Source organism: Kineococcus xinjiangensis (assembly GCF_002934625.1).
Classification (GTDB): Bacteria; Actinomycetota; Actinomycetes; order Actinomycetales; family Kineococcaceae; genus Kineococcus_A; species Kineococcus_A xinjiangensis.
This window is the reverse complement of sequence record NZ_PTJD01000011.1, coordinates 68,553-89,038: the sequence shown is the minus strand read 5'-3', so window position 1 is coordinate 89,038 and position 20,486 is coordinate 68,553. Positions and strand designations below refer to the sequence as shown.

Annotated in this window: 20 protein-coding genes; 15 read left to right on the top strand and 5 right to left on the bottom strand. The window is 75.3% G+C overall.

Features of this window, described 5'->3' with window-relative positions; all coding sequences use genetic code 11:
- Nucleotides 1-71 precede the first annotated feature (71 nt).
- The 7 genes from CLV92_RS15115 to CLV92_RS15095 all read left to right on the top strand — a co-directional run bounded on the left by CLV92_RS15115 (nucleotide 72) and on the right by CLV92_RS15095 (nucleotide 6,122).
- Nucleotides 72-650: a hypothetical protein gene (locus tag CLV92_RS15115; RefSeq protein ID WP_104434027.1), complete on the top strand. Its 579-nt coding sequence runs from the start codon at nucleotides 72-74 to the stop codon at nucleotides 648-650.
- Nucleotides 647-1,699 carry a M23 family metallopeptidase gene (locus CLV92_RS15110; protein WP_104434025.1) on the top strand — a complete coding sequence of 351 codons (1,053 nt, stop codon included), beginning with the start codon at nucleotides 647-649 and terminating at the stop codon, nucleotides 1,697-1,699. The genes CLV92_RS15115 and CLV92_RS15110 overlap by 4 nt, the downstream gene beginning before the upstream one ends.
- A gap of 31 nt (nucleotides 1,700-1,730) precedes the next feature.
- On the top strand, nucleotides 1,731-3,266 hold the full coding sequence (locus CLV92_RS15105; RefSeq protein WP_104434023.1) for a chromosome partitioning protein: 1,536 nt from the start codon (nucleotides 1,731-1,733) through the stop codon (nucleotides 3,264-3,266).
- 80 nt (nucleotides 3,267-3,346) lie between these two features.
- The gene (locus CLV92_RS21535; protein ID WP_158257271.1) at nucleotides 3,347-3,814 is read left to right on the top strand and encodes a hypothetical protein; all 468 of its coding nucleotides are present in this window, start codon (nucleotides 3,347-3,349) and stop codon (nucleotides 3,812-3,814) included.
- The gene (locus CLV92_RS21530; RefSeq protein WP_158257270.1) at nucleotides 3,811-4,146 is read left to right on the top strand and encodes a hypothetical protein; all 336 of its coding nucleotides are present in this window, start codon (nucleotides 3,811-3,813) and stop codon (nucleotides 4,144-4,146) included. The genes CLV92_RS21535 and CLV92_RS21530 overlap by 4 nt, the downstream gene beginning before the upstream one ends.
- A gap of 38 nt (nucleotides 4,147-4,184) precedes the next feature.
- Nucleotides 4,185-5,114 carry a LysR family transcriptional regulator gene (locus CLV92_RS21525; protein WP_158257269.1) on the top strand — a complete coding sequence of 310 codons (930 nt, stop codon included), beginning with the start codon at nucleotides 4,185-4,187 and terminating at the stop codon, nucleotides 5,112-5,114.
- 63 nt (nucleotides 5,115-5,177) lie between these two features.
- Nucleotides 5,178-6,122 carry a LysR family transcriptional regulator gene (locus tag CLV92_RS15095; RefSeq protein ID WP_104434019.1) on the top strand — a complete coding sequence of 315 codons (945 nt, stop codon included), beginning with the start codon at nucleotides 5,178-5,180 and terminating at the stop codon, nucleotides 6,120-6,122.
- 30 nt (nucleotides 6,123-6,152) lie between these two features.
- Here the strand turns inward: CLV92_RS15095 and CLV92_RS15090 are convergent, their stop codons facing one another.
- A complete protein-coding gene (locus tag CLV92_RS15090) occupies nucleotides 6,153-6,848 on the bottom strand; it encodes a LuxR C-terminal-related transcriptional regulator (RefSeq protein WP_104434017.1) in 696 nt (231 codons plus the stop codon).
- On the bottom strand, nucleotides 6,845-8,101 hold the full coding sequence (locus CLV92_RS15085; protein ID WP_211291156.1) for an ATP-binding protein: 1,257 nt from the start codon (nucleotides 8,099-8,101) through the stop codon (nucleotides 6,845-6,847). The genes CLV92_RS15090 and CLV92_RS15085 overlap by 4 nt, the downstream gene beginning before the upstream one ends.
- A gap of 115 nt (nucleotides 8,102-8,216) precedes the next feature.
- Between CLV92_RS15085 and CLV92_RS15080 the strand changes: the two genes are divergently transcribed.
- From CLV92_RS15080 to CLV92_RS15060, 5 genes are all read left to right on the top strand, one after another.
- Nucleotides 8,217-9,737, top strand: coding sequence for a PspC domain-containing protein (locus CLV92_RS15080; protein ID WP_104434015.1), 1,521 nt, complete (start codon nucleotides 8,217-8,219; stop codon nucleotides 9,735-9,737).
- The gene (locus CLV92_RS15075; protein ID WP_104434013.1) at nucleotides 9,730-10,038 is read left to right on the top strand and encodes a hypothetical protein; all 309 of its coding nucleotides are present in this window, start codon (nucleotides 9,730-9,732) and stop codon (nucleotides 10,036-10,038) included. Before CLV92_RS15080 ends, CLV92_RS15075 begins: the two co-directional genes overlap by 8 nt.
- Nucleotides 10,035-10,832: a S1 family peptidase gene (locus CLV92_RS15070; protein WP_104434011.1), complete on the top strand. Its 798-nt coding sequence runs from the start codon at nucleotides 10,035-10,037 to the stop codon at nucleotides 10,830-10,832. Before CLV92_RS15075 ends, CLV92_RS15070 begins: the two co-directional genes overlap by 4 nt.
- A 127-nt stretch (nucleotides 10,833-10,959) precedes the next feature.
- On the top strand, nucleotides 10,960-12,063 hold the full coding sequence (locus CLV92_RS15065) for an aldose epimerase family protein (RefSeq protein ID WP_104434009.1): 1,104 nt from the start codon (nucleotides 10,960-10,962) through the stop codon (nucleotides 12,061-12,063).
- Nucleotides 12,064-12,171: 108 nt separating this feature from the next.
- The gene (locus CLV92_RS15060) at nucleotides 12,172-12,594 is read left to right on the top strand and encodes an ankyrin repeat domain-containing protein (RefSeq protein ID WP_211291165.1); all 423 of its coding nucleotides are present in this window, start codon (nucleotides 12,172-12,174) and stop codon (nucleotides 12,592-12,594) included.
- 51 nt (nucleotides 12,595-12,645) lie between these two features.
- On the opposite strand, the gene CLV92_RS15055 is transcribed toward CLV92_RS15060, so the two are convergent.
- The 3 genes from CLV92_RS15055 to CLV92_RS15045 form a co-directional block, all read right to left on the bottom strand.
- The gene (locus CLV92_RS15055; protein ID WP_158257268.1) at nucleotides 12,646-13,317 is read right to left on the bottom strand and encodes a TetR/AcrR family transcriptional regulator; all 672 of its coding nucleotides are present in this window, start codon (nucleotides 13,315-13,317) and stop codon (nucleotides 12,646-12,648) included.
- Nucleotides 13,318-13,417: 100 nt separating this feature from the next.
- Entirely contained in the window at nucleotides 13,418-14,041 is a 624-nt protein-coding gene (locus CLV92_RS15050; protein WP_104434005.1) for a class I SAM-dependent methyltransferase, read from the bottom strand.
- A 265-nt stretch (nucleotides 14,042-14,306) separates the two neighbouring features.
- Nucleotides 14,307-15,791 carry a family 43 glycosylhydrolase gene (locus tag CLV92_RS15045; protein ID WP_104434003.1) on the bottom strand — a complete coding sequence of 495 codons (1,485 nt, stop codon included), beginning with the start codon at nucleotides 15,789-15,791 and terminating at the stop codon, nucleotides 14,307-14,309.
- A gap of 427 nt (nucleotides 15,792-16,218) precedes the next feature.
- Here CLV92_RS15045 and CLV92_RS15040 point away from each other — a divergent pair, with 427 nt between their 5' ends.
- The 3 genes from CLV92_RS15040 (at nucleotide 16,219) to CLV92_RS15030 (ending at nucleotide 20,420) form a co-directional block, all read left to right on the top strand.
- Nucleotides 16,219-17,700, top strand: a complete 1,482-nt coding sequence (locus tag CLV92_RS15040; protein ID WP_211291155.1) for a family 43 glycosylhydrolase — start codon at nucleotides 16,219-16,221, stop codon at nucleotides 17,698-17,700.
- 185 nt (nucleotides 17,701-17,885) lie between these two features.
- Nucleotides 17,886-18,668 (top strand): LamB/YcsF family protein, encoded by a 783-nt coding sequence (locus tag CLV92_RS15035; RefSeq protein WP_104433999.1) that lies wholly within the window; start codon nucleotides 17,886-17,888, stop codon nucleotides 18,666-18,668.
- A 231-nt stretch (nucleotides 18,669-18,899) separates the two neighbouring features.
- Entirely contained in the window at nucleotides 18,900-20,420 is a 1,521-nt protein-coding gene (locus CLV92_RS15030) for a GGDEF domain-containing protein (RefSeq protein ID WP_146099565.1), read from the top strand.
- The last annotated feature ends 66 nt before the right edge of the window (nucleotides 20,421-20,486 follow it).

Below are 20,486 nucleotides of genomic sequence, written 5' to 3'. Positions count from 1 at the left end.
ACGCGGCGGCCGATCGTGACGCGCCGCCCACCGCACGGGCCCCGCCCTGCTGAGCATCCGGAGGTTCCGCCATGCCGCGCGCCGGTTTCCCCGTCCCCCTCGCGGCCTGCCTGCTCGCTGTCCTGCTGACCGGGTGCGGAGCCGGCACCGAGGGGCAGGTGGCCGCCCCGTCGGTGCCGGGCACCGGTGAGCCCGTCCCCGGTGGCGAGGGGGCAGCCGCACCGGGTCCCGCGGTCGACGGCCACGCAGCGGACGGGCAGGCGCACGGGCACACCGACGCGGACCACGTCCTCCCCGAACCGCTGCCCTCGCCCACCTGGGACGACGCGTCCCGCGCCGCTGCTCTCGAGCGGGCCGAGGCCGCGGTGCGGGCGTTCGCCCGCCCGGACCTCCCCGAGGAGCAGTGGATGGCGGGCCTCGCGCCCCTGCTGACACCGCAGGGCGCCTTCGCCCACCAGGGGACCGACCCCCGCAACATTCCCGCGACGCGCGTCCTCGGAGCGGGAACCCTGGTCGACGACCGTTCCGCCTACCTCGCCGTCGTGGTGGTTCCCACCGACGCCGGACCGCACGAGGTCCTCCTGTCCCGTGCCGGCGCGGACTCGCCCTGGCTGGCCGAGCTGGTCACGGCGCCGGAGGAAGGGCTGTGAAGCTCCTCGCAGCACTCCTGGTGGTGCTCCTGCTGCCCTTCGGGGCCGTCGTGGGTTTCACCGCCGTCCTCACCATGTCCGCAGCGCGGGGCGATGCCGGTGGCGCGCTCTGCGGCCCGACCGGTCCGGGGGTCGTGGTGGACCTGTCCACCCTGCCGCCCGGCAACGTCGGTGCGTACGACCGCAAGCAGCTCGAGAACGCCGCGCTCATCATGAACGCGGCGAAGCAGCTCGGGCTCGACCAGCGCGCTCAGACGATCGGCGTGATGACAGCCATCGGGGAGTCCACCCTCCGGGTCCTGGACCACGGGGACGAGGTGGGGCCCGATTCCCGGGGGCTGTTCCAGCAGCGCGACGACGGGGCGTGGGGTTCCTACTCCGACCGCATGAACCCCACGATCTCCGCCACGAACTTCTTCGAGGCACTCGTGCAGGTGCGGGGCTGGCAGACCCTCCCGCCGACCCTCGCGGCCCACCGCACCCAGCGGAACAAGGACCCCTTCCACTACGCGAAGCACTGGAACGATGCGGTGAGGATCGTGCAGGCGCTGTCCGGCACCGTGGTGGTGCCGGGGGAGGTGGCGGTCAACGGCAGCCCCGAGTGCACGACGAGCAGCGTCTCGTCGCCTTCCGAGCAGGGCTGGACCCGGCCGTCGTCGGGCCCCGTCACCAGCGACTACGGGCCACGGCCTCCCCCCGCGCCCGGTGCGAGCAGCTTCCACAAGGGAACGGACCTCGGCGGTGGCGGCTGCAACGGGCCCATCTACGCCGCCGCCGGTGGCGTGGTGGTCCGGTCCGGGCCCGCCAGCGGCTTCGGCAACGCCATCGTCATCGACCACGGCGGGGACGTCGTGACCTGGTACGGGCACATGTACACGAAGGACCTCCTCGTCCGGGTGGGCGAGCAGGTCTCCGCGGGGCAGCAGATCGCACGTGTCGGTGCGAACGGCGTGGGCAGCGGCTGCCACCTGCACTTCGAGGTGCACCTCCGCGACACGAAGGTCGACCCGGAACCCTTCATGGCCCAACGCGGCGCCCCTCTCGGCTGACGGCCCCCGACCCAACGCAGGAAGGAGACCCATGACGGTCGCCGAACCCCTCGACGCCCGCACCTGGCCGTGCATCACCGTGGTGGTGCGCGCGGACGCCAGCGCCGAGGTCTCCATCAACGGTGTGGTGCAGCCCGTCGCGGCCGCCGACGTCGCCTCCGCGCGCCGGGCCGTCCTGGAGTTCGTGACGCTGCACGCCGCGGACGCCCTGGGCAGGCCCGTGCACGTCGCCGCCGTCGACCCGGACGGGGAGTGGAACCTCCTCGTCCACCCCGACGGCCGGGTCGAGGAGGCGACGGATCCGGCGCCCGGCACGGGGCGCGCAGCACCCGGGGGTGTTCCGCAGCCCCACCAGGGGCCGGTCGTGGAACCGGTCGCGGACCGAGTGGCGCCCGTCGCCGCGGTCCCGGCCCCCCGGGACGGACGAGCCCCCGGACCCTCGTCGGCGCCGCCGGAGGAAGTCCGGGTGCCGGAGGAAGTCCGGGCCCCGGAGGACGCGGTGGCGCACGAGGCGCCCGCACCCGCGGAGGTCCCCGTTCCGCAGGTTCCGGTCGCGGAGTTCCCGGTCGCGGAGTTCCCGGTCGGCGCTCCCGCGTCTGCCACGCCGGCCGTGGCAGGAACCGGCGACGGTCCACCGCCGACCCTGGACGACCTCATCGCGGGCCGCCGGCCGGACGCGGTGGCCCCGGCCGGCTCCGGGTGGCGCTCGACGGTCCGCAAGCTCACCGGAGGGCTCGTCTCACCGGGACCGGGCGTCGCGGAGATGCGCCACCGGATGGCGGTGCAGGCCGTCCAGCGCAGCTTCGACGGCCCTCGCACGATCGTCGTGGTGAACCCCAAGGGGGGCGCCCACAAGACCACTGCCACCCTGCTGATGGCGGCGACGTTCGGCCTGCACCGCGGTGGTTCCACCCTGGCGTGGGACAACAACGAGACCCGCGGAACCCTCGGCTGGCGGGCGAACCCGGCACGGCACCACCGCACCGCGGTGGACCTGCTCCGCGACCTGGACTCCTACGGCGACGCCCGCACCTCGCGCATCGGCGACCTGGACCGCTACGTCCGCGCGCAGGGCGCCGCGCACTTCGACGTCCTGGCCTCCGACGAGGACGCCGCCTCGTCGGCCGGCATCGACGCCGCGGCCTTCGAGCGCCTGCACGCCAGCCTGTCGAGGTTCTACCGCGTCATGGTCGTCGACACGGGGAACAACATGCGGGCCAGCAACTGGCAGGCGGCGGTGCGCGCGGCCGACCAGCTCGTCATCGTCTCCACGGTGCGGGAGGACACCGCGCAGTCGGCGGCGTGGCTGGTCGACGCCCTGCGCGCCGCGGGCAGCGCGGACCTCATCACCCACGCCGTGACCGTGCTCAGTTCGCCCGCCCGCACGCCCGACCCGGCCCTGCGGGGCCGGCTGCACGAGCACTTCAACCGCCTCACCCGGGCGGTCGTGGACGTCCCGCACGACCCGTCGCTCGTCTCCGGCGGCCCCGTGGACTTCACCGCCCTGACGGCGCAGAGCCGCCACGCCTGGCTGAGGGTGTGTGCGACGGTCGCGAACGGGCTGTGACGGCGGCAGCCACGCGGGTCGTGAGGACGGGGAAGGGCGCGGGGACGAGCGGGCTCCGCGACGAGAGCAGGAGGAGAGACATGCCGGAACAGGCCACCGACCCGCTGAGGGCGATGCTGGTCAGGGCGGTCGCGCGTGAGGCCGCCGCGCACCGGGACGTGGTGCGGCTGGTGCGGGCGATGCTGACCGGTGGCACCCCGGAGCACGAGGTGCAGCACGTGGTGCGGCGCTGGCACGAGCGCTTCGCCGAACTGCGGGACGACCCCTCCGTCGGGCCGGTTCCGGGCGGTTTCAGCGACGACACGGCCTACCGGATCGCCCAGCGCTACGCCGCGGGCCTGATCCCGCGTGGGCAGATGCTGGAGGAGCTGGGCCGCTGGGAGTACGCGCCGCCCGGGGAGCTGCCCGAGCACGAGGGCGACGATCTGTACCTGGAGAACCCGGGTTCCTTCGACGACCAGGTGGGCCGGGCCCTCGACGCCGACCTCATCGACGACGCCGACTACGAGGCGGTGCTGGCCACCTACCGGGGACGGTTCCCGTCGTGAGTGGCCCGGACGCCGTGCACGAGCGCCTCGTCCGCGAGGTCCTCGCCGACGGCGGCGAGTCGCGCTGCCGGGCGTCGGCGTACGCGGTGGCCGAGGACGCCCCGGCGGTGCGCCGGGTGCGGCTGTTCCGCATCGAGCACGCCGCCGACGCCCCCACCCTCCGCTGCGGCGGGCGGGCCTCCGCCGGGGGCGCACCTGCCCCGCGCGCGCCCCGGCCTGCGGGCCCGGGAGGCGCCGGGGCGGGACTGACGCCCACGGGGGAGCAGCGGGACACGCCCGGGATGCACCCCGCCTCGCGATCGGGGAAGAGGGCGGGGCCCTGTCAACGTTGACAGGGGGACGCGCCGAGAACCGAGCGAGGAGCACTTCCGTGGACCTGCAGCAACTCCGCTACTTCACCGTCCTCGCGGAGGAGTTGCACTTCACCCGCGCAGCGGGCCGCCTCTACATCGACCAGAGCACCCTGTCCGCCGCGATCCGCCGCCTCGAGCGCGACCTCGGCGTGCGGCTCTTCGACCGCACCAGCCGCCGGGTGGACCTCACCGAGTCGGGGCGTGCGCTGGTTCCCGAGGCCCGGCGGCTCATCGCCGCGGGGGAGCGCTTCCGGGCGGCCGCGGACACCGCGCGCGACGAGCCGTCGCGCCACCGGCTCGTGCTGGGGCTGTACCTGGGCCCGCGGGCGGCCGCGGAGCTGACCGGGCCCATCGTCCACGCCTTCCGTGCCCGCCACCCCGACCTGCAGCTCGAGGTCCGCACCCTGGAGCTCGCGGACCCCTGGGGGGCGGAGCAGCCCGACCTCGACGTGATCCTCGGGCGGGGGCCGGGCCTGCCGGACGACGCCCGCACACCGCTGTACGCGGAACGTCGCGTGATCGTCCTCGGCGCCGACGACGACCTCGCGCAGGCATCGGAGCTGAGCGTGGCGGACGTCTGCGAGCGGACCTGGGTCGGGGCGGAGGAGTGGCCGGAGCACGCCCAGGCGCTCATGTCGATGGCCGACCTGCGCGCCGACGGCATCGACCTGGACCGGCGCGAGCTGCCCGTCATGTCCTTCGAGGAGGCGGTGCCCGCTGCGGTGCGCCAGGGGCTGCTGGCGTGCAGCGTCGGTTCCGGAACCCGTCTCACCCGGCTGCCCGGCGTCGCGGCCCGCCCGCTGATCGACGTCGACGCCGTGTCCACGGCCGTCTACGACCGGCGGGGCGACAGCCGCACCAAGGCGTTCGCCACCGTGGCGGCGGAGGTCAGCGACGCCCTGCTCGGCCTCGTGCCCGAGGCCGTACCGCTGGCGCCGGAGAGCTGAGGCGCGCCGACGGCCCGCTCCCCCTCCCGCCGGCGCCGGAGATCTCCTAGGCTCTGGCCGGGGGTGCCCGTGGACCTGCAGCAGTTGCGCTACTTCGCGGTGGTCGCGGAGGAACTGCACTTCACGCGTGCCGCGCGCCGCCTCTACGTGGACCAGAGCGCCCTGTCCGCGGCTGTCCGCAGGCTGGAGCGCGACCTCGGCACCTCCCTCTTCGTGCGGACCACCCGGCACGTGGAGCTGACGGAGGCGGGGCGGGTCCTGCTGCCGGAGGCCCGCTCCCTGCTCGCCGCCGCCGAGGAGTTCCAGCTCGCCGTCGAGCGCGCCCGGGGCGGACCGCAGCCGGAACGGCGGCACCGCGTCGTGGTGGGCCTGTACTGCGGCTCGATGGCCGCTGCGGAGCTGACCGGCCCGATCGTGCACGCCTTCCACACCCGCCACCCCGAGCTGGCGCTGGAGGTGCGCCCCCTCACGCTGTTCGACCCGTGGGGGGCCGCCGACCCCGACCTCGACGTCGTCGTCACCCGCGACGGGGGGCTGCCCGGGGACGAGGTCACCGTCCTCTTCCACACCCCCCGGCTGCTCGCGGTGCCCGCCCAGCTCGACCTCGCGGGAGTCGAGGAGGTGCACCTCGCAGACGTCGCAGACCTCACCTGGACCGGCACCGGCGGCTGGCCGCCGTCGGCGCAGGAGTTCATGGCCGGCTACGACCTGCGCGCCGAGGGGCTCGACGTGCGCCGCGCGCAGGCGCCCGCCCTCCCGATCGACGAGGCGTGGCGCTGGCACGCCGAGCACGAGGTGCTCGTCATGACGAACGACCTGACCGTGCGCCGCTCGCCGCCGGGCGTCGTGCTGCGCCCCCTGGCGGGACGGCCCACGGTGCCCGTCACCGTGCTGGACCGCCGCGGTGACAGCCGGACCCGTGCGTTCGTCGCCGTCGCGGCCGAGGTCAGCGCCGCCCTGCGCGACCTGGTGCCCGACGCCCTGCCCCCGCAGGCCCAGCCCGCCTGAGCCGCGGGTGGGCGTCACAGCGGGTGGGCGTCACAGCAGGCGGCGCGCCGCGGCCCAGCGGGTCAGCTCGTGGCGGCTGGACAGCTGCAGCTTGCGCAGCACCGCCGAGACGTGGGTCTCCACCGTCTTCACGGAGATGAACAGCTCCCGGGCGACCTCCTTGTACGCGTAGCCGCGCGCGATGAGGCGCATGACCTCCCGCTCCCGCGCCGACAGCCGGTCCAGCTCGTCGTCCACGGCGGCCACCTCGCCCGCGGCCGCGCCGAAGGCGTCGAGGACGAAACCCGCCAGCCGGGGGGAGAACACCGCGTCGCCCTCGGCCACCCGCCGCACCGCCGCGGCCAGCTCCGCGCCGCCGATGCTCTTGGTGACGTAGCCGCGCGCTCCACGGCGGATGACCGCGATGACGTCGTCGGCGGCGTCGGAGACGCTGAGGGCGAGGAAGCGCACCGGCGCCTCACCGGCGAGCAGGTCCGCGCACTCCTGCAGGACGGCGGCCCCGCCCGAGCCCGCGGAGGCGGCGGGCACCCCGCCCTCGGAGTCCGGCAGGTGCACGTCGAGCAGCACCACGTCCGGGTGCGCGGCCCGCACGGCCGCCACCGCTCCGGCCACGTCCGCGGCCTCGCCCACCACCTCGATGCCGGGGTCGACGGCGAGCTCGGCCCGCACCCCGCTGCGGACCATCCGGTGGTCGTCCACGATCACGACCCGCACGGTCGCACTCACCGTGCCACCTCCCCCTCCTGCTCGGCCGGCAGGGCCGGCAGCCGCAGCACGACCTCCGTGCCGCCCCCGGCGGCGGAGCGCACGTCCGCCCGGCCTCCCGCGCGCTGCATCCTGCCGAGGATGGACTCCCGCACGCCGAGACGGTCCCCCGGGACCGCCTCGAGGTCGAAACCCGGCCCGCGGTCGCGCACGAACACCTCCAGCCCCCCGGGGCCGTCCGCCTCCGCGTACACGCTCACCGCCCCGCCGCCGTGCCGGGCGGCGTTCAGCAGCGCCTCCCGGCACGCCTGCACCAGCGCCGAGGAGCGCCGGTCCAGGCGGCGCTCGTCCAGGTCACCGACCACCACGACGTCCACCGTCGCGCCGTGGCCGTCCTCCACCTCCGCCGCCACCGCCCGCAGCGCCGTCCCGACGGTGCCGTCGTCGGTGCCGCTGCTGCCGTACAGCCACGCCCGCAGGTCGCGCTCCTGGGACCTCGCCAGCCGCGCCACCTCACCCGCGTCGCCGCTGCGCCGCTGGATCAGCGCCAGCGTCTGCAGGACCGAGTCGTGGATGTGCGCGGCGAACTCCGCCCGCTGCTGCTCCCGCGCCAGCGCGGCCCGCTCCTCCCCGAGCTCCGACCACAGCCGCACCGCCCAGGGGGTGAGCACCAGCGCCGTGCCGGCGAGCACCGCGAGCGCCGCGAGCAGGGAGCTCCAGAGCAGGGTCACGTCGGCCCAGCCCACGAGCAGCACCACGCCGACCCCCACGAGCAGGATCCCCGCCGCCACCCGCGCCGCCGCCATCCGCCCCGAGACGCGACCCAGCCCCGAGCCGTGGACGAGGCGCGCCCGCCGCACGGCGTCGAGCTGGCTCCACGCGATGACCAGGCCGGCCAGCACCGTGAGGACGGGGATGACGGTGCCCGCGCTGAGGGTGGTGCCCGTCATCCGGATCGCGCTGGTGGCGGCCGTGGCGACCAGACCCGCGCCGAGGATCGCCTGGCGGTGCTCCCGGATCCACCGCCCGGTGTCGGGGCGTCCCCTCGGGCCGTCGGGGCGCGCGTCGCGGGCGTCCGGGGCGAGCAGCCAGCACGTCGCGTAGAGCGCCACGCCGAAACCGGCCACGAGGGCGAGCAGGACCAGCGCGGCGCGCACCCGGCCCACCGGCATCCCGAGGTGCTGGGCCAGACCCGCCGCGACCCCGGCGACGCGGCGGCCCGTGAGGGGGCGCACCAGCACGGGGGCCGCTGCGGCGTCGGCGGGAGGGGGCACGACGCGATCGTGGCACGCGAGCCGCCCCCGCGGACCCCCGTCCGGGGTGGCTTCAGGGTCGGTTCGGGGGTTTCCCCCATGGTGGGCGCCCCCGCCCGCGCAGCAGCATCGGAGCATGGACACGACCCCGCCGCGGCACGAGGCGCCACCGCAGGACCCTCCGCGGGACCCGGCCGCGGGGAAGCCGCCGCGCACCGCGGACGGGCAGGAGCGGTTCTTCGCAGCCGTGCGCCGTCTCGGCGTCCAGCGCGACGGGGACCGCTGGTTCACGGGCGTCTGCGCGGGTACCGCGCACCGCCTCGGCATCGACCCCGTCGTGGTGCGGGCGCTGCTGGTCGCCCTCACGCTCGCCGGCGGCATGGGCCTGGCCCTCTACGGCGCGGCGTGGGCGCTGCTGCCCGACGCCGACGGGCGGATCGAGGCGGAGCGCGCGCTGGCCGGGGACGTCTCGGGCGGCGCGGTCCTCGCCGGGGGGCTGGTCGCCCTCGACCTGTTCACCGGCCAGGGGATGTTCGCGTGGGAGCGCTGGGGCGCGTCGCCGGGCTGGAGCCTGCTCGTCACCGCGCTCGCCGCCGCCGGCGTGTGGTGGGTGGTACGGGACCGGCTGCCGACGTGCGCGAACCACCGCGCCGGCGGGCCCTCCGCGCAGGCGCCGCGGGTCTCGCTGCGCAAGGAGCCCCCCACCGCCGGGAACCGGCAGGCCGGGGGGCACGCGGCGCAGGCCGGGGACGGCGCGAGCGGGTCCGACCGCGGCCGGGTGGAGTTCGAGCACGCCCGCAAGGAGTTCCAGCGCGGACGGGAGCAGGCCGCCCGCGCCGCCGACCGGGCCGCGCGGGCGCGGCTGGAGACCGACCGTCGCCGCCGCGAGCGCGCCGCCCGGCGCAGGCCCGGCTCACCGCTGCTGACCGCCGCCTGCCTCGGGCTGGCGCTGCTGGCCTCCGGGGCGGTCGTGCTGGCCGACCGGTTCGGCGTCCTGCCGGGGCGCGTCCTGCCGCTCGCGCTCGCCGCCGCCGTGCTCGTCCTGGGCGCGGGGGCGTTCCTGGCCGGAGTGCGCGGGCGCCGGTCCGGCACGGTCGGCGTCGCGGTGCCGCTGGCCGTGGTGGCGGTGCTGGCGTCGTCGCCGGGCGGGTGGGGCCCGCAACCGATGAACGAGCAGCTCTGGTCACCCGTGACGGCACCGGACGAGGAGGATCCGCAGCGCTCGCGCGAGATGCTCGCCGGGCGGCTGGTCGTGGACACCTCCGGCGCGGGCCGGGCCCGCGACGGGGGTCCCGCCCACCTGGCCGCCACGGTGGGCGCGGGAACGCTCGACGTCGAGCCCGCCCTGGGCCAGACCGTCCTGGTGGTCACCGACACGCGCGGCGACGTCGAGGTGCCGGAGGGGGCCGACGTCGTGGAGCTCCGGGCCCCGCAGCTGACGGAGGTGCTCGACGCCGGGTACGTGGCCGGCGCGCAGGAGGTGCGGGCGTTCCTCGTGGGCGCCGAGGGCGCCGATGCGCCGGCCGGGGCGCGGACCGTGCCCGGCGTCGACCCGCGCGTGGACGTGGTGGTCGCCGCGGAGGTCGGCGCGGGCCGGGTGCGGATCGAGACCCCGCGCGCCGCGGAACAGGACGAGAGGAGTGGTTCCCGTGGCTGAGGAGCGGGCGGGGCGGGTGGCGGAGACGGTGCAGGAGCTGGTGGAGCTCTCCCCCGTGCACGTGCCCGGGGTGGTGGTGGGGCTCGCGCTGGTCGCCGTGGCGGTGACCGTGGGGGCGTGGGAGGCGCTGGCGGCGGTGCTCGACCTGCGGTGGGTCGTCGCAGCCGTCCTCCTCGCCTCGGGCGCGGCGGTGGTCCTCGGCGTGGCCGTCGCGGCGGTGCGCCGCGCGCTGCGTGACGTCGGCCCAGGGCCGGGTTACGCTCCGGCGCACCCAGTGGACCGGCAGCAAGGGATCCGATGAAGCACCTGCGCACCGCCCTCGGCACGGCGCTCGCCGCCCTCGTCGTGACGGCGACCCCCGCCCACGCCATCACCTTCGGGCAGCCCGACGGCGACCGGCACCCCTCCGTGGGCGCCCTGCTCCACGACTACGACCCGGCCAGCCCCGGCCCCGACGTCATGTGCACCGGCACCCTGATCGCGCCGAAGGTGTTCCTCACGGCCAGCCACTGCACCGAGGGCCTCGACAGGGTCGCGGTGAGCTTCGCCTCCCGCTACGACGAGGGGGCGGCGGACCCGGCGGGTGTCATCGGCGGCAGGGCGGTCACGCACCCGGAGTACGGCACGGGCGGCCAGGACGACGGGCACGACATCGCCGTCGTCCTGCTCGACTCCGCCCCGGCGGGCATCACCCCGGCGCAGCTGCCGGCGCGGCGGTCGCTGGACCGGCTGAAGGCCGCGCACGCCCTCGACGACCAGACGTTCACGGCCGTCGGCTACGGCCTGGTCCGGGACACCAAGGGCGGCGGCTCGAAGGAGCTGTACGACCCGATGGGCGAGCGGCGCTTCGCCCTGCAGACGTCGCTCTCGCTGCGGGAGAACTGGCTGCTGCTGTCCATGAACCCGGCCACGGGCGACGGCGGAACCTGCTACGGCGACTCCGGTGGCCCGCACTTCCTGGGCGGGGAGCGCAGCGACCGGATCGTCAGCATCACCGTCACGGGCGACGCCGTGTGCCGGGCGACCGACAAGACGTACCGCCTCGACAGCGACTCCGCGCGGGCGTTCCTCGACGACTACGTGACGCTGCCCTGACCCACCGCAGGCGCTGACACGCCTGCGGGCCGGGGGCGCGGCACGCGCCGCGCCCCCGGCCCGGCGGCGCGTCGCGCTCCCGGTGCAGCGGGGGTGCCGGCCGCCCTGGCCCGCTACTGTCGCCCGCATGGGCGCACGAGCTGGTTCCCCGCAGCACGAACCCGACTGGGGCCGCACGGCGGACGGTGCCCCCGTCGGCCGCTGGGTCCTGTCGGTGCCGGGGCCGCGCGGGGACGTGCGGGTGGCGCTCGCCGACCACGGGGCGCGGTTGCAGTCGGTGGTCCTGCCCGGCCGCGACGGCCGCGAGGCGGAGGTGCTGCTCGGGTTCGACGGGCTGGATCCCTACGCGGGCAAGGGCCGCTCCTTCGGGGCGACCATCGGCCGCTTCGCCAACCGCATCGCCGGTGGCCGCTTCGAACTGGACGGCGAGACCCACGAGATCCCCCCGACGGACCGCGGCAACGCCATCCACGGCGGGCCGCACCCGTTCAGCGAGAAGGTGTGGGCGGCGGAGGCGCTGGAGGGCGCCGGGGGCCCGGGCGTGCGGTTCGTGCTCGTCAGCCCCGACGGCGACAACGGTTTCCCCGGGACGCTGCGCGTGCAGGTGGACTACGTCCTGCTGCCCACCGACGACGGTGCCACGATCCGCATGACGTACGAGGCCGCCGCCGACGCCCCCACGGTCGTCAACCTCACGAACCACGCCTACTGGAACCTCGCGGGCGACGGCTCCGGAACCGTGGACGGCCACGTCGTGACGGTGGCGGCGGAGCGGTTCCTGCCGGTGGACGAGACCGGCCTGCCGACGGGGGAGCTGCGCGGGGTGGCGGGCACCCCGTTCGACTTCCGCACCCCCCGCGCGGTGGGGGAGCGGGTCGACGCCGCGAACGAGCAGCTGCTGCGGGGCAAGGGCTACGACCACTGCTTCGTGCTGTCGGAGCACCCCGGCGGGACGCGGCCGGTGGATCTCGCGGTGACCGTCGAGGACCCCGGCTCGGGGCGCGTCCTGCAGGTCGCCACGGACCAGCCGGGGGTGCAGGTGTTCAGCGGGGGATCCCTGTCCGGCACCCTCGTGGGCAGGGCGGGGACGGCGTACGGCCCCCGCGCGGGGCTGGCCGTGGAGACGCAGGCCTTCCCGGACAGCCCGAACCGGCCGGAGTTCCCCTCCACGGTGCTGCGGCCCGGTGAGGTCTTCCGCTCCACGACGGAGTTCCGCCTCTCCGCCCGCTGAGGCCGCCGGCCGAGGGCCGGGGTCTGCGGGTGGACGTCTGCCTAGACTTCCGGGGTGAGCGAGCAGACCCCCCACACGCAGGAACCGTCCGAGCCGGGAGCGGGCCGGCTGGCTCCCCACGAGCTCGGCGCGGAGGAGCTGCGCCTGTTGCAGGCGGCGTTCGACCTGGCGCGCAGCGGTGAGACCGCCCGCCTCGCGGAGCTGCTGGACGCCGGGCTGCCGGTCAACCTGACGAACTCCGGCGGCGACACGCTGCTGATCCTCGCGGCCTACCACGTGCACCCGGAGACCGTGCGGATGCTGCTGGAGCGCGGGGCCGACACCGCCCGCGTGAACGACAAGGGCCAGACGGCGCTGGCCGCGGCGACGTTCCGGCGTTCGCGGGAGGTGGTGGCCGACCTGCTGGCGGCGGGGGCCGACCCGGAGCTGGGCGGGCGTTCGGCCGTGGCGATCGCCACGTTCTTCGACCTGCCGGAGATGCTCGGGCAGCTCCGGGGCGACGGCGGGCCCGCGGGCGGCCCGTCCGCCTGAGCCGTCGCAGCCCACCGGCCCCGGTCCTCCCGGGGGAGAGGGGGCCGGCGTTCAGCCGCCCTGCGTGTTGCCCCCGGCGTCCGGCTCGGCTCCGGCCGGCCGGGTCCAGCTCGCGGCGCGGCGGTCGACGTCCGCGACGAGGGCGTTGAACGCCGCGTCCACCCGTGCGCGCTCGCCGGTGACGAGCAGGTCGAGGACGAGGCCGCGCATGGCGCTGAGGACGAGCGTTGCCAGGGGCAGCGCGTCCCGCTCGGGGCAGCCCGCCTGCTGCAGCCCCGCGGCGACGAGGCCGGTGCGTTCGCTCAGGGAGCGGTGGACGGCGTCGGCGAGCGCCGCCTCGCCGTGGAGGCTCTGGCCGGTGATGGCGAAGAAGAGCCGCAGCGAGCGCAGGCCGCGTTCTCCGGTGCCGTGCCGCCACAGCGCGCGCAGGGGGTGCTCGCCGGCCGGGGGGCGGATCACCTCGGGTGCCGTGAAGGACCGGGTGAGGACGGTGTCCACGATCTCGGCGACGAGCCGGTCCCGGGTGCCGAAGTGGTGCACGAGCGTGGCGTGGCTGACCCCGACGGACTCGGCGATCCGCCGCAGGGTGAGGTTGGTGAGGCCGTGTTCGAGGGCGTGCGCGGCGGCGGCCTGCAGCAGCTCGTCGCGGCGGTGCTCGTAGCGGCGACGGCGGCCGTCGATGCGGGTGCCGCGCTGCTGCACCGTCTCGGCGGGGTCCTCCACGGGTCGAGCGTAGCCGCCCGCCGACGTGTCGCGGTCCACTTGGTTGACCAAGTGGTAGAGCAACCTTGGGGTCCGTGCTGACCGGTTCCGCCGGCGTCCGTCAGGCGGGTCCCGCGGTGCGCGCCCGCCCCTCGTACGTGCAGCCCACGGCGCGAGGTGCACCCGGCAGGTAGTGGGTCCGCACCTCCACGACGGGGAAGCCCGCCGCCCGCACCAGTGCGGGGATGTCGCGGTCCAGGAGGCAGCCGCCGAGGTTGCGGTTGAACCGGTTGCCGCGCCGCTGCCAGCGGGCGACGGACTCCTCCGGCGCCAGACCGTGCTCGACGAAGTGCAGGGCCGCTCCCGGACGCAGCACGCGGGCGACCTCGCGCAGGGCCCTGACCGGGTCCGGGATGCCGCACAGGGTCCACGTCGACAGGGCGGCGTCGAAGCGGGCGTCGGGCAGGTCCAGGGACTGGGCGTCGTCGCCCGCGAGGATCACGGGGACGCCGGAACCCGCCGTGCGGCCGGCGGCGATGCGCAGCGCGGTCGAGGAGGGCTCCACGGCCCAGACGCCGCGCACGGCGGACGGCAGGTGGCCGTGGTTGAGGCCGGAGCCGTAGCCGATCTCCAGGACGTCGCCGCTGAGGCCGGAGCACGCGCGGGCGCGGGCGGCCAGCATGGCGGGAGTGCGCATCGTGGCGTCGAGGAGCCGGGGCCGGACCTGCTCGGCGAAGAACCCCATGCCGGCGACGATCCTCCCCGTCCTCCCGCCGGGCAAGGGCTGCCGCCGCCCGGGGCGCTGGCCGTGCCGGGCCGCAGGGGGGCGTGAGGGTGCTGCTCACCCGGCGCCGCGGCTGCCCTCGCGGTCGTGCTCTGGGCGCGATCCTCCCGCCCGCGGCCCGGTTCCCCGGCTGCGGGGGGCCGCTGACCTCACGGGGGAGGCGCCACCCGGACGTGCGGAGGGGCCGGTGCGCCAAGCGCACCGGCCCCTCCGGAGAAGGCACTCCTCAGCCGCGGCGCCACATCTGCGCCGCACCCGTGTTGCAGGTGTACAGCGAGATCCGGGCACCGTTGGCGGTGTTCCACTCGTAGTTGTCGAGGCAGGTGCGCCCGGCGACGTTGTAGAGCTGGAACCAGCCGTTGCCGCGGTCGCGGATCCCCCACTGCTGCGCGGTGGTGCCGTTGCACGGGTAGAGACCGACGTTCGCGTTCAGCGCCGTGCTGCCGTTGGCGTTGTCGAGGCAGGTCCCCGTGTTGCGGTTGCGGATCTCGTAGTACCGGTTGCCGAGGTAGTTGAACTCGAACTGCTGCGCCGTGTTGCCGTTGCAGTCGTAGAGCCGCACCAGGGCCCCGGGCGTCTTGTCGAAGGCCCAGTTGTCCACGCACTTGCCGCTGTGCGCGCCCTTGATGCCGAGCGGCGTCCGGCCGTTGGGCATCGGCTGCCCGAAGAACGGGTAGCCGTTGTCGCTCCAGAACAGCTGCTGCATGCGGGTGTGCCGGTTCGGGTCGCGCAGCGCGTCCGGGTACGGGTCGGCGTAGTCGCGGCCGTGGTAGACGAGGATGTCGGTCTTGCCGTCCTCCGCGACGGTGAAGCTGCCGTGGCCGGGGCCGTAGACGCCGTTGGCGGTGGAGAACACCGGCGTCGCCGACTTCGTCCACGAGGCCGGGTTGGTCAGGTCCGCCGAGGTCGACGCGCTGACCAGGCCCAGCTTGTAGCGGGAGTCCGTGGCCGCCACGGAGTAGGCGATGAACACCCGCCCGTTCCTGATGATGGTCTGCGGGCCCTCGGCGACGGGGTAGCCCTCGCGCTCCCAGGCGTAAGTGGGCCTGGCGATCGTGGCGACCGTGTTGCGGTCGATGGTCGTCGGGCTGGTCATCCTCGCGATGAACACGTGGCTGTTGTCGCCGCTGTTCGGGTCCTTCTGCGCCCAGGTGAAGTAGCGCCGCCCGCCCAGCTCGAACGTGGCGGGGTCGAGCTGGAAGCTCTCCACGTGGGTGTACATCCGCTGCGGCGCAGACCAGGTGCCCGTCATCGGGTTCGCCGAGGTGTTCTTCATGTAGTAGAGCCGCTGGTCGAACGTCGCGTTCGAGGGCGAGGCGGAGAAGTACAGGTACCAGGCGCCGTCGTGGAAGCGGACGTCCGGCGCCCAGATCCAGCCCGAGAGGGGGCCGGTGGAGGGGGCGGTGAACACCGTGCTCGTCGCCGCGGAGCCGAGCCCCTGCAGCGTGGTGGAGCGCCGCAGCTCGAGCCGCTTGTAGTCCGGCACGGAGGCGGTCATGTAGTAGTAGCCGTCGCTGTGCCGGATGACGGCCGGGTCGGCGCGCTGCTCCACCACGACGTTGTTGATCTCGACGTACTGCGCGGACGCCTGGGCCGCGGTGCCGGCGACCAGTGCGGCCACGGCGGCGACCGCCGCGCCCAGCTTGCGGAACCTGCCCGCGGGCCGGCGCTCGGTGCCGGACAGCGGGTCCTGGTGGGGGTGCACGCCCATGTGCGTCCTCTCGACCGCCGCGCCCCTCGCTGGACGCGGCTGCGGATGAAGGCGATGTGGGCCACGCGGGCGGTCGTCTGTCAACGGTGACGGACCGGCTTTGTTAACGCTCACATCGAGAAGACGGAAGCTACACGGGCGGTCGGGGGGGCTGCAAGATGGCCCGTGCGGGTCAACCCGAACGGGTGTCCCGTGCCTCGTTGGAACCACGCCCCGTCACCGGACGGGCCACACCCGTGACCGGCGGCCCCTCGCCGGGGCCGTGGTGCGGGCCGCCGGACGGTCCACGGATCCCGGGCTTGACGAACGCGCCCGGACGGGTGAGTGTTGCGTCCCTCCCGGGTTCACGGTGTCTCCTGCCCGGCCCTCCCCCCATCTCGCCCTGCGATCGCGTCGATGCCGACTCGAGAACGGACGTGCCATGCCCATGCCCAGGATGAGGGCGGCGCTGTCGGCCGCCCTGCTGTCCCTCGGAGTGCTCACCGCCCTGCCGGCCGTTTCGGCCACGGCGGCTCCCGGACAGACCTTCACCAACCCGATCAAGCCCCAGAAGGGCGCCGACCCGCACATCGTCCAAGACGGCGGCAACTACTACATGATCGCGACGAGCTGGAGCTCGACGCTGACCATGCGCACGTCGAAGACCCTCGCCGGTCTGGCCACCGCGCCCGACGTGGCCGTCTACCACGACACCAACACGTCCCGCGGCTGCAACATGTGGGCCCCGGAGCTGCACAAGCTCGCCGGCCCCAACGGCACCCGCTGGTACCTGTACTACACCGCCGGCCAGTGCGTGCAGGACTACAACATCACCCAGCGCATGCACGTGCTGGAGAGCGTCGGCACGAACCCGATGGGCCCGTACGTCTACAAGAACCGGCTGTTCGACCCCAACCGGGACGACTGGTTCATCGACGGCAGCGTCGCCAACCTCGGCGGGAAGCTCTACCTGTTCGGCAGCATCCAGGCCGGCGGCACCCAGAACCTCGCCGTGATGCCCCTGTCCAACCCGTGGACCCCCTCGGGACCGCGGACGCAGATCTCCACCCCCACCCTCGCGTGGGAGCGGCAGGGACACCCGGTGCAGGAGGGCCCCGCCATCCTCCAGCGCGGCGGGAAGACCTTCATGGCCTACTCCGCCAGCGGGTGCTGGACCCCCGACTACAAGCTGGGCCTGCTCACCTGGAACGGCGCCGACCCCACCAGGGCCACCTCCTGGGTGAAGTCCCCGAACCCCGTGTTCCAGCGCAACGACGCCAACAGCGTCTACGGCCCCGGGCACAACCAGTTCTTCACCTCGCCCGACGGCACCGAGACGTGGAACGTCTACCACGCCAACGACGCCGCCACCGACGGCTGCGACAACGGCCGATCCCTGCGGGCGCAGCGGGTGACCTGGAACTCCGACGGCACCCCGAACTTCGGGGTCCCCGTCCGTCTCGGCGCGTCGCTGGCCGGCCCCTCCGGCGAGACGACCACCGTCTCCGGCGTCTTCACCATCGTCAACCGCAACAGCGGCAAGTGCCTGGACGTCATCAACGCCTCCACCGCCGACGGCGCCAACGTCCGGCAGTGGACCTGCAACGGCAACAACGCCCAGAAGTGGCGCTTCGAGGACCGCTACAACGAGCACAGCCGCATCATCAACGTCGCCAGCGGCAAGGTCCTCGACATCGCCAACTGCCAGACCGGTGACGGCGCGAACGTCCAGCAGTGGACCGGCCTGGGCAACGCCTGCCAGGAGTTCCAGCCGGCCACGGCCGCCCTCGGCGGCTGGGTGCACATCACCAACCGCAACAGCGGCAAGGTGCTCGACGTGGAGAACTGCAGCACGGCCGACGGCGCGAACGTGCGCCAGTGGTCTCGGCTGGGCAACGCCTGCCAGCACTGGCAGCTGCGCCCGGCCTGACGCCGGAACGGAGCGGGGGGTCGCCACGGGCGGCCCCCCGCTTCTGCGTGCGCGCGGCGCGAGCCGGCCGCGTCACCCCGCAGCGGCGTCGCGCGACCCCGCACCGCCGGGTGGGGGATACCGTCGGGCCACGCCCCGGACCGGGCCCCGCGGGTCCGTCCGCCCGTCCCGACGAGGAGCGCGCCGTGACCCCGCAACCCCCCGCCGCCGTCGACCTCAACAGCGACCTCGGAGAGGGCTTCGGTGCCTGGCGGCTCGGTGACGACGAGGCCATGCTCGGCCTCGTCACCAGCGCCAACGTCGCGTGCGGCTTCCACGCCGGCGACCCCCGCACGCTCCTCGCCACCTGCGAGACCGCCGCCCGGCGCGGCGTCGCCGTCGGCGCACAGGTCTCCTACCGCGACCTCGCCGGCTTCGGTCGCAGGTTCATCGACTACGACCCCGACGACCTCGTCGCCGACCTGCTGTACCAGCTGGCCGCGCTCGACGGTCTCGCCCGCACCAGCGGCGGCCGCGTCCGCTACGTCAAACCCCACGGCGCCCTCTACAACGCGGTCGTCACCCACGAGGTGCAGGCACGTGCCGTGGTGGAGGCCGTGCGGCGCTACGACCCGGGCCTGCCCGTCCTCGGACTCGCCGGCTCCGCCCTCCTGCGGGTCGCGGGCGCCGCCGGGCTGCGGACCGTCGCGGAGGCCTTCGCCGACCGGGCCTACACCCCCGAGGGCGGGCTGGTGCCGCGCGGCCGCGAGGGCGCTGTCCTGCACGACCCCGCCGTCGTCGCGGAGCGCGTCGTGCGGATGGTGACCACCGGCGAGGTCGCGGCCGCCGACGGCACGCTGCTGCCCGTGCTGGTGGACTCCGTCTGCGTCCACGGCGACACCCCCGGAGCGGTCGACATGGCCCGTGCCGTCCGGGCGGCCCTGGAGCGGGCCGGCGTGCGGATCGCCGCCTTCGCCGGCGCCGAGTGAGCGGATCCCTGGATCCAGCCGCGGCCGTGCGGGCATCGAGTGAGCGGTTCCCTCGATCGGTCCTGCCCGGACCCTCTCCGTTCCCCCGGCCGGGTGAACCGCCGTCCCGGGGAAGCCGATCCGCCTGCAGCGGTGGCGAACCGGCGTCGATGCAGGGCCATGGCCGGGACCAGTGCCCCGACCCCGCGGGACGTCCGAGGCCCGTGGGGGGTTCGCGCGACCCTGCTCGCCGTGCTGAGCTGCCTGGCGCTCGCGTTCGGCGTGAACGTGCTCACCGCGAGCCCCGACGGGATCCCCCACGAGCTCGCCCCCTCCGCCCTGCTGCTCGCCGCGTTCGCCGCGGCCCTCACGGCGGCGGTGCGCCGCCGCCGCACGCTCGGGCCCGTCGGCTGGCTGCTCGCCGGGGCCATCGGGACGGGGATCCTCGGGGACTGGGCCTGGACGCTGAACTACGAGCTCCTGCACCGGGACCACCTCGCGGACTGGCCGGACCTCTTCTACTTCGCCACCTACGCCCAGCTCATCGCCGCGGGCGTGGTCGTCGTGCGCAGACGCACCGCCCGGCGGGACCCCAGCGCGTTCCTCGACGCCGCGACCATCACCGTGGGTCTCGGCGTCGTCGTCTACGTCTTCCTCGTGGCGAACCAGCTCACCGACTCCGACGTGCCCGTCCTCGCCCGGGTCGTCGGCGTGGCCTTCCCCGTCCTCGACGTGCTCGTCCTGGGGGTCCTGGCCCGCCTCCTCGTCGGCGCCGCCGGCCGCCGGGCGGCACTGCTGCTCATCAGCGCCGCACTGGCCAGCTACCTGGTCGGCGACCTCGTCTACGCGGCCGTGGTGGTCGAGCAGCTCCCGCTCACCGCCATGCCGTTCATCAACTCCTGCTACGCGATGTTCTCCCTGTTCCTGGTGCTGGCCCTCTGGCACCCGGAGGCGGGCAGGCTGCTCGAGCGCACCGAGACGGAGGTGGAGCGCCTGGGCCCGGGCCGGGCCGCGGCACTGGCCGTCGCCGGCCTGCTCGCGCCGGCGACCCTGCTCGTGCGGGACCTCACCGGCTCCGAGCCGCACGTCCGGGCGGTCGCCACCGCCGCGGTCGTCCTGTTCCTGCTCACCCTGACCCGCATGCTGCTGCTCGTGCGGGCCGTGGAGGCGCACCGGGCGCAGCTGGAGGTCCTGGCCCGCACCGACGCGCTCACCGGCCTCGCGAACCGGCGCACGTACGACCACGAGCTGGGGCGGGCGATGCGCTCGGCGGCCGGTTCCGGGGAGCCGCTCAGCGTCGGGCTCCTCGACCTCGACCGCTTCAAGTGCTTCAACGACACGCACGGGCACCCCGCGGGGGACGAGCTGCTGCGCGAGGCCGCGCGGACGTGGTCGGCGGAGCTGCGCTGGTGCCTGCCCGGCGGGACGATCGCCCGCTACGGCGGTGAGGAGTTCGCGCTCGTGCTGCCGGGACTCGAGGCCGCGGCCGGGGCGCAGGTCGTGGAGCGGCTGCTGGCGGTCACGCCGTTCGGGCAGACGTTCTCCGCGGGGGTGGCGGAGTGGGACGGCGCGCTGGCCCCGCACAAGCTGCTGGGCCTCGCCGACGGACGCCTCTACGCGGCCAAGGCAGCCGGCCGTGCCCGCGTCCTGGCCGTCGCCGTCGCCGTCCCCGCTCCGCCCCCCGCCCAGGCTCCGGCGGTCCCCGGACCCGCTGCAGCCGGGGAGGCCCCCGTCGGCGCCGAGGCACCGGGAACCGGGGGCGACGGCGTCTGAGGGCCCCTCCACCCCTGCATCCCGACACCCTCTCTCCTCCCGACACCCTCTCTCCTCCCGACACCC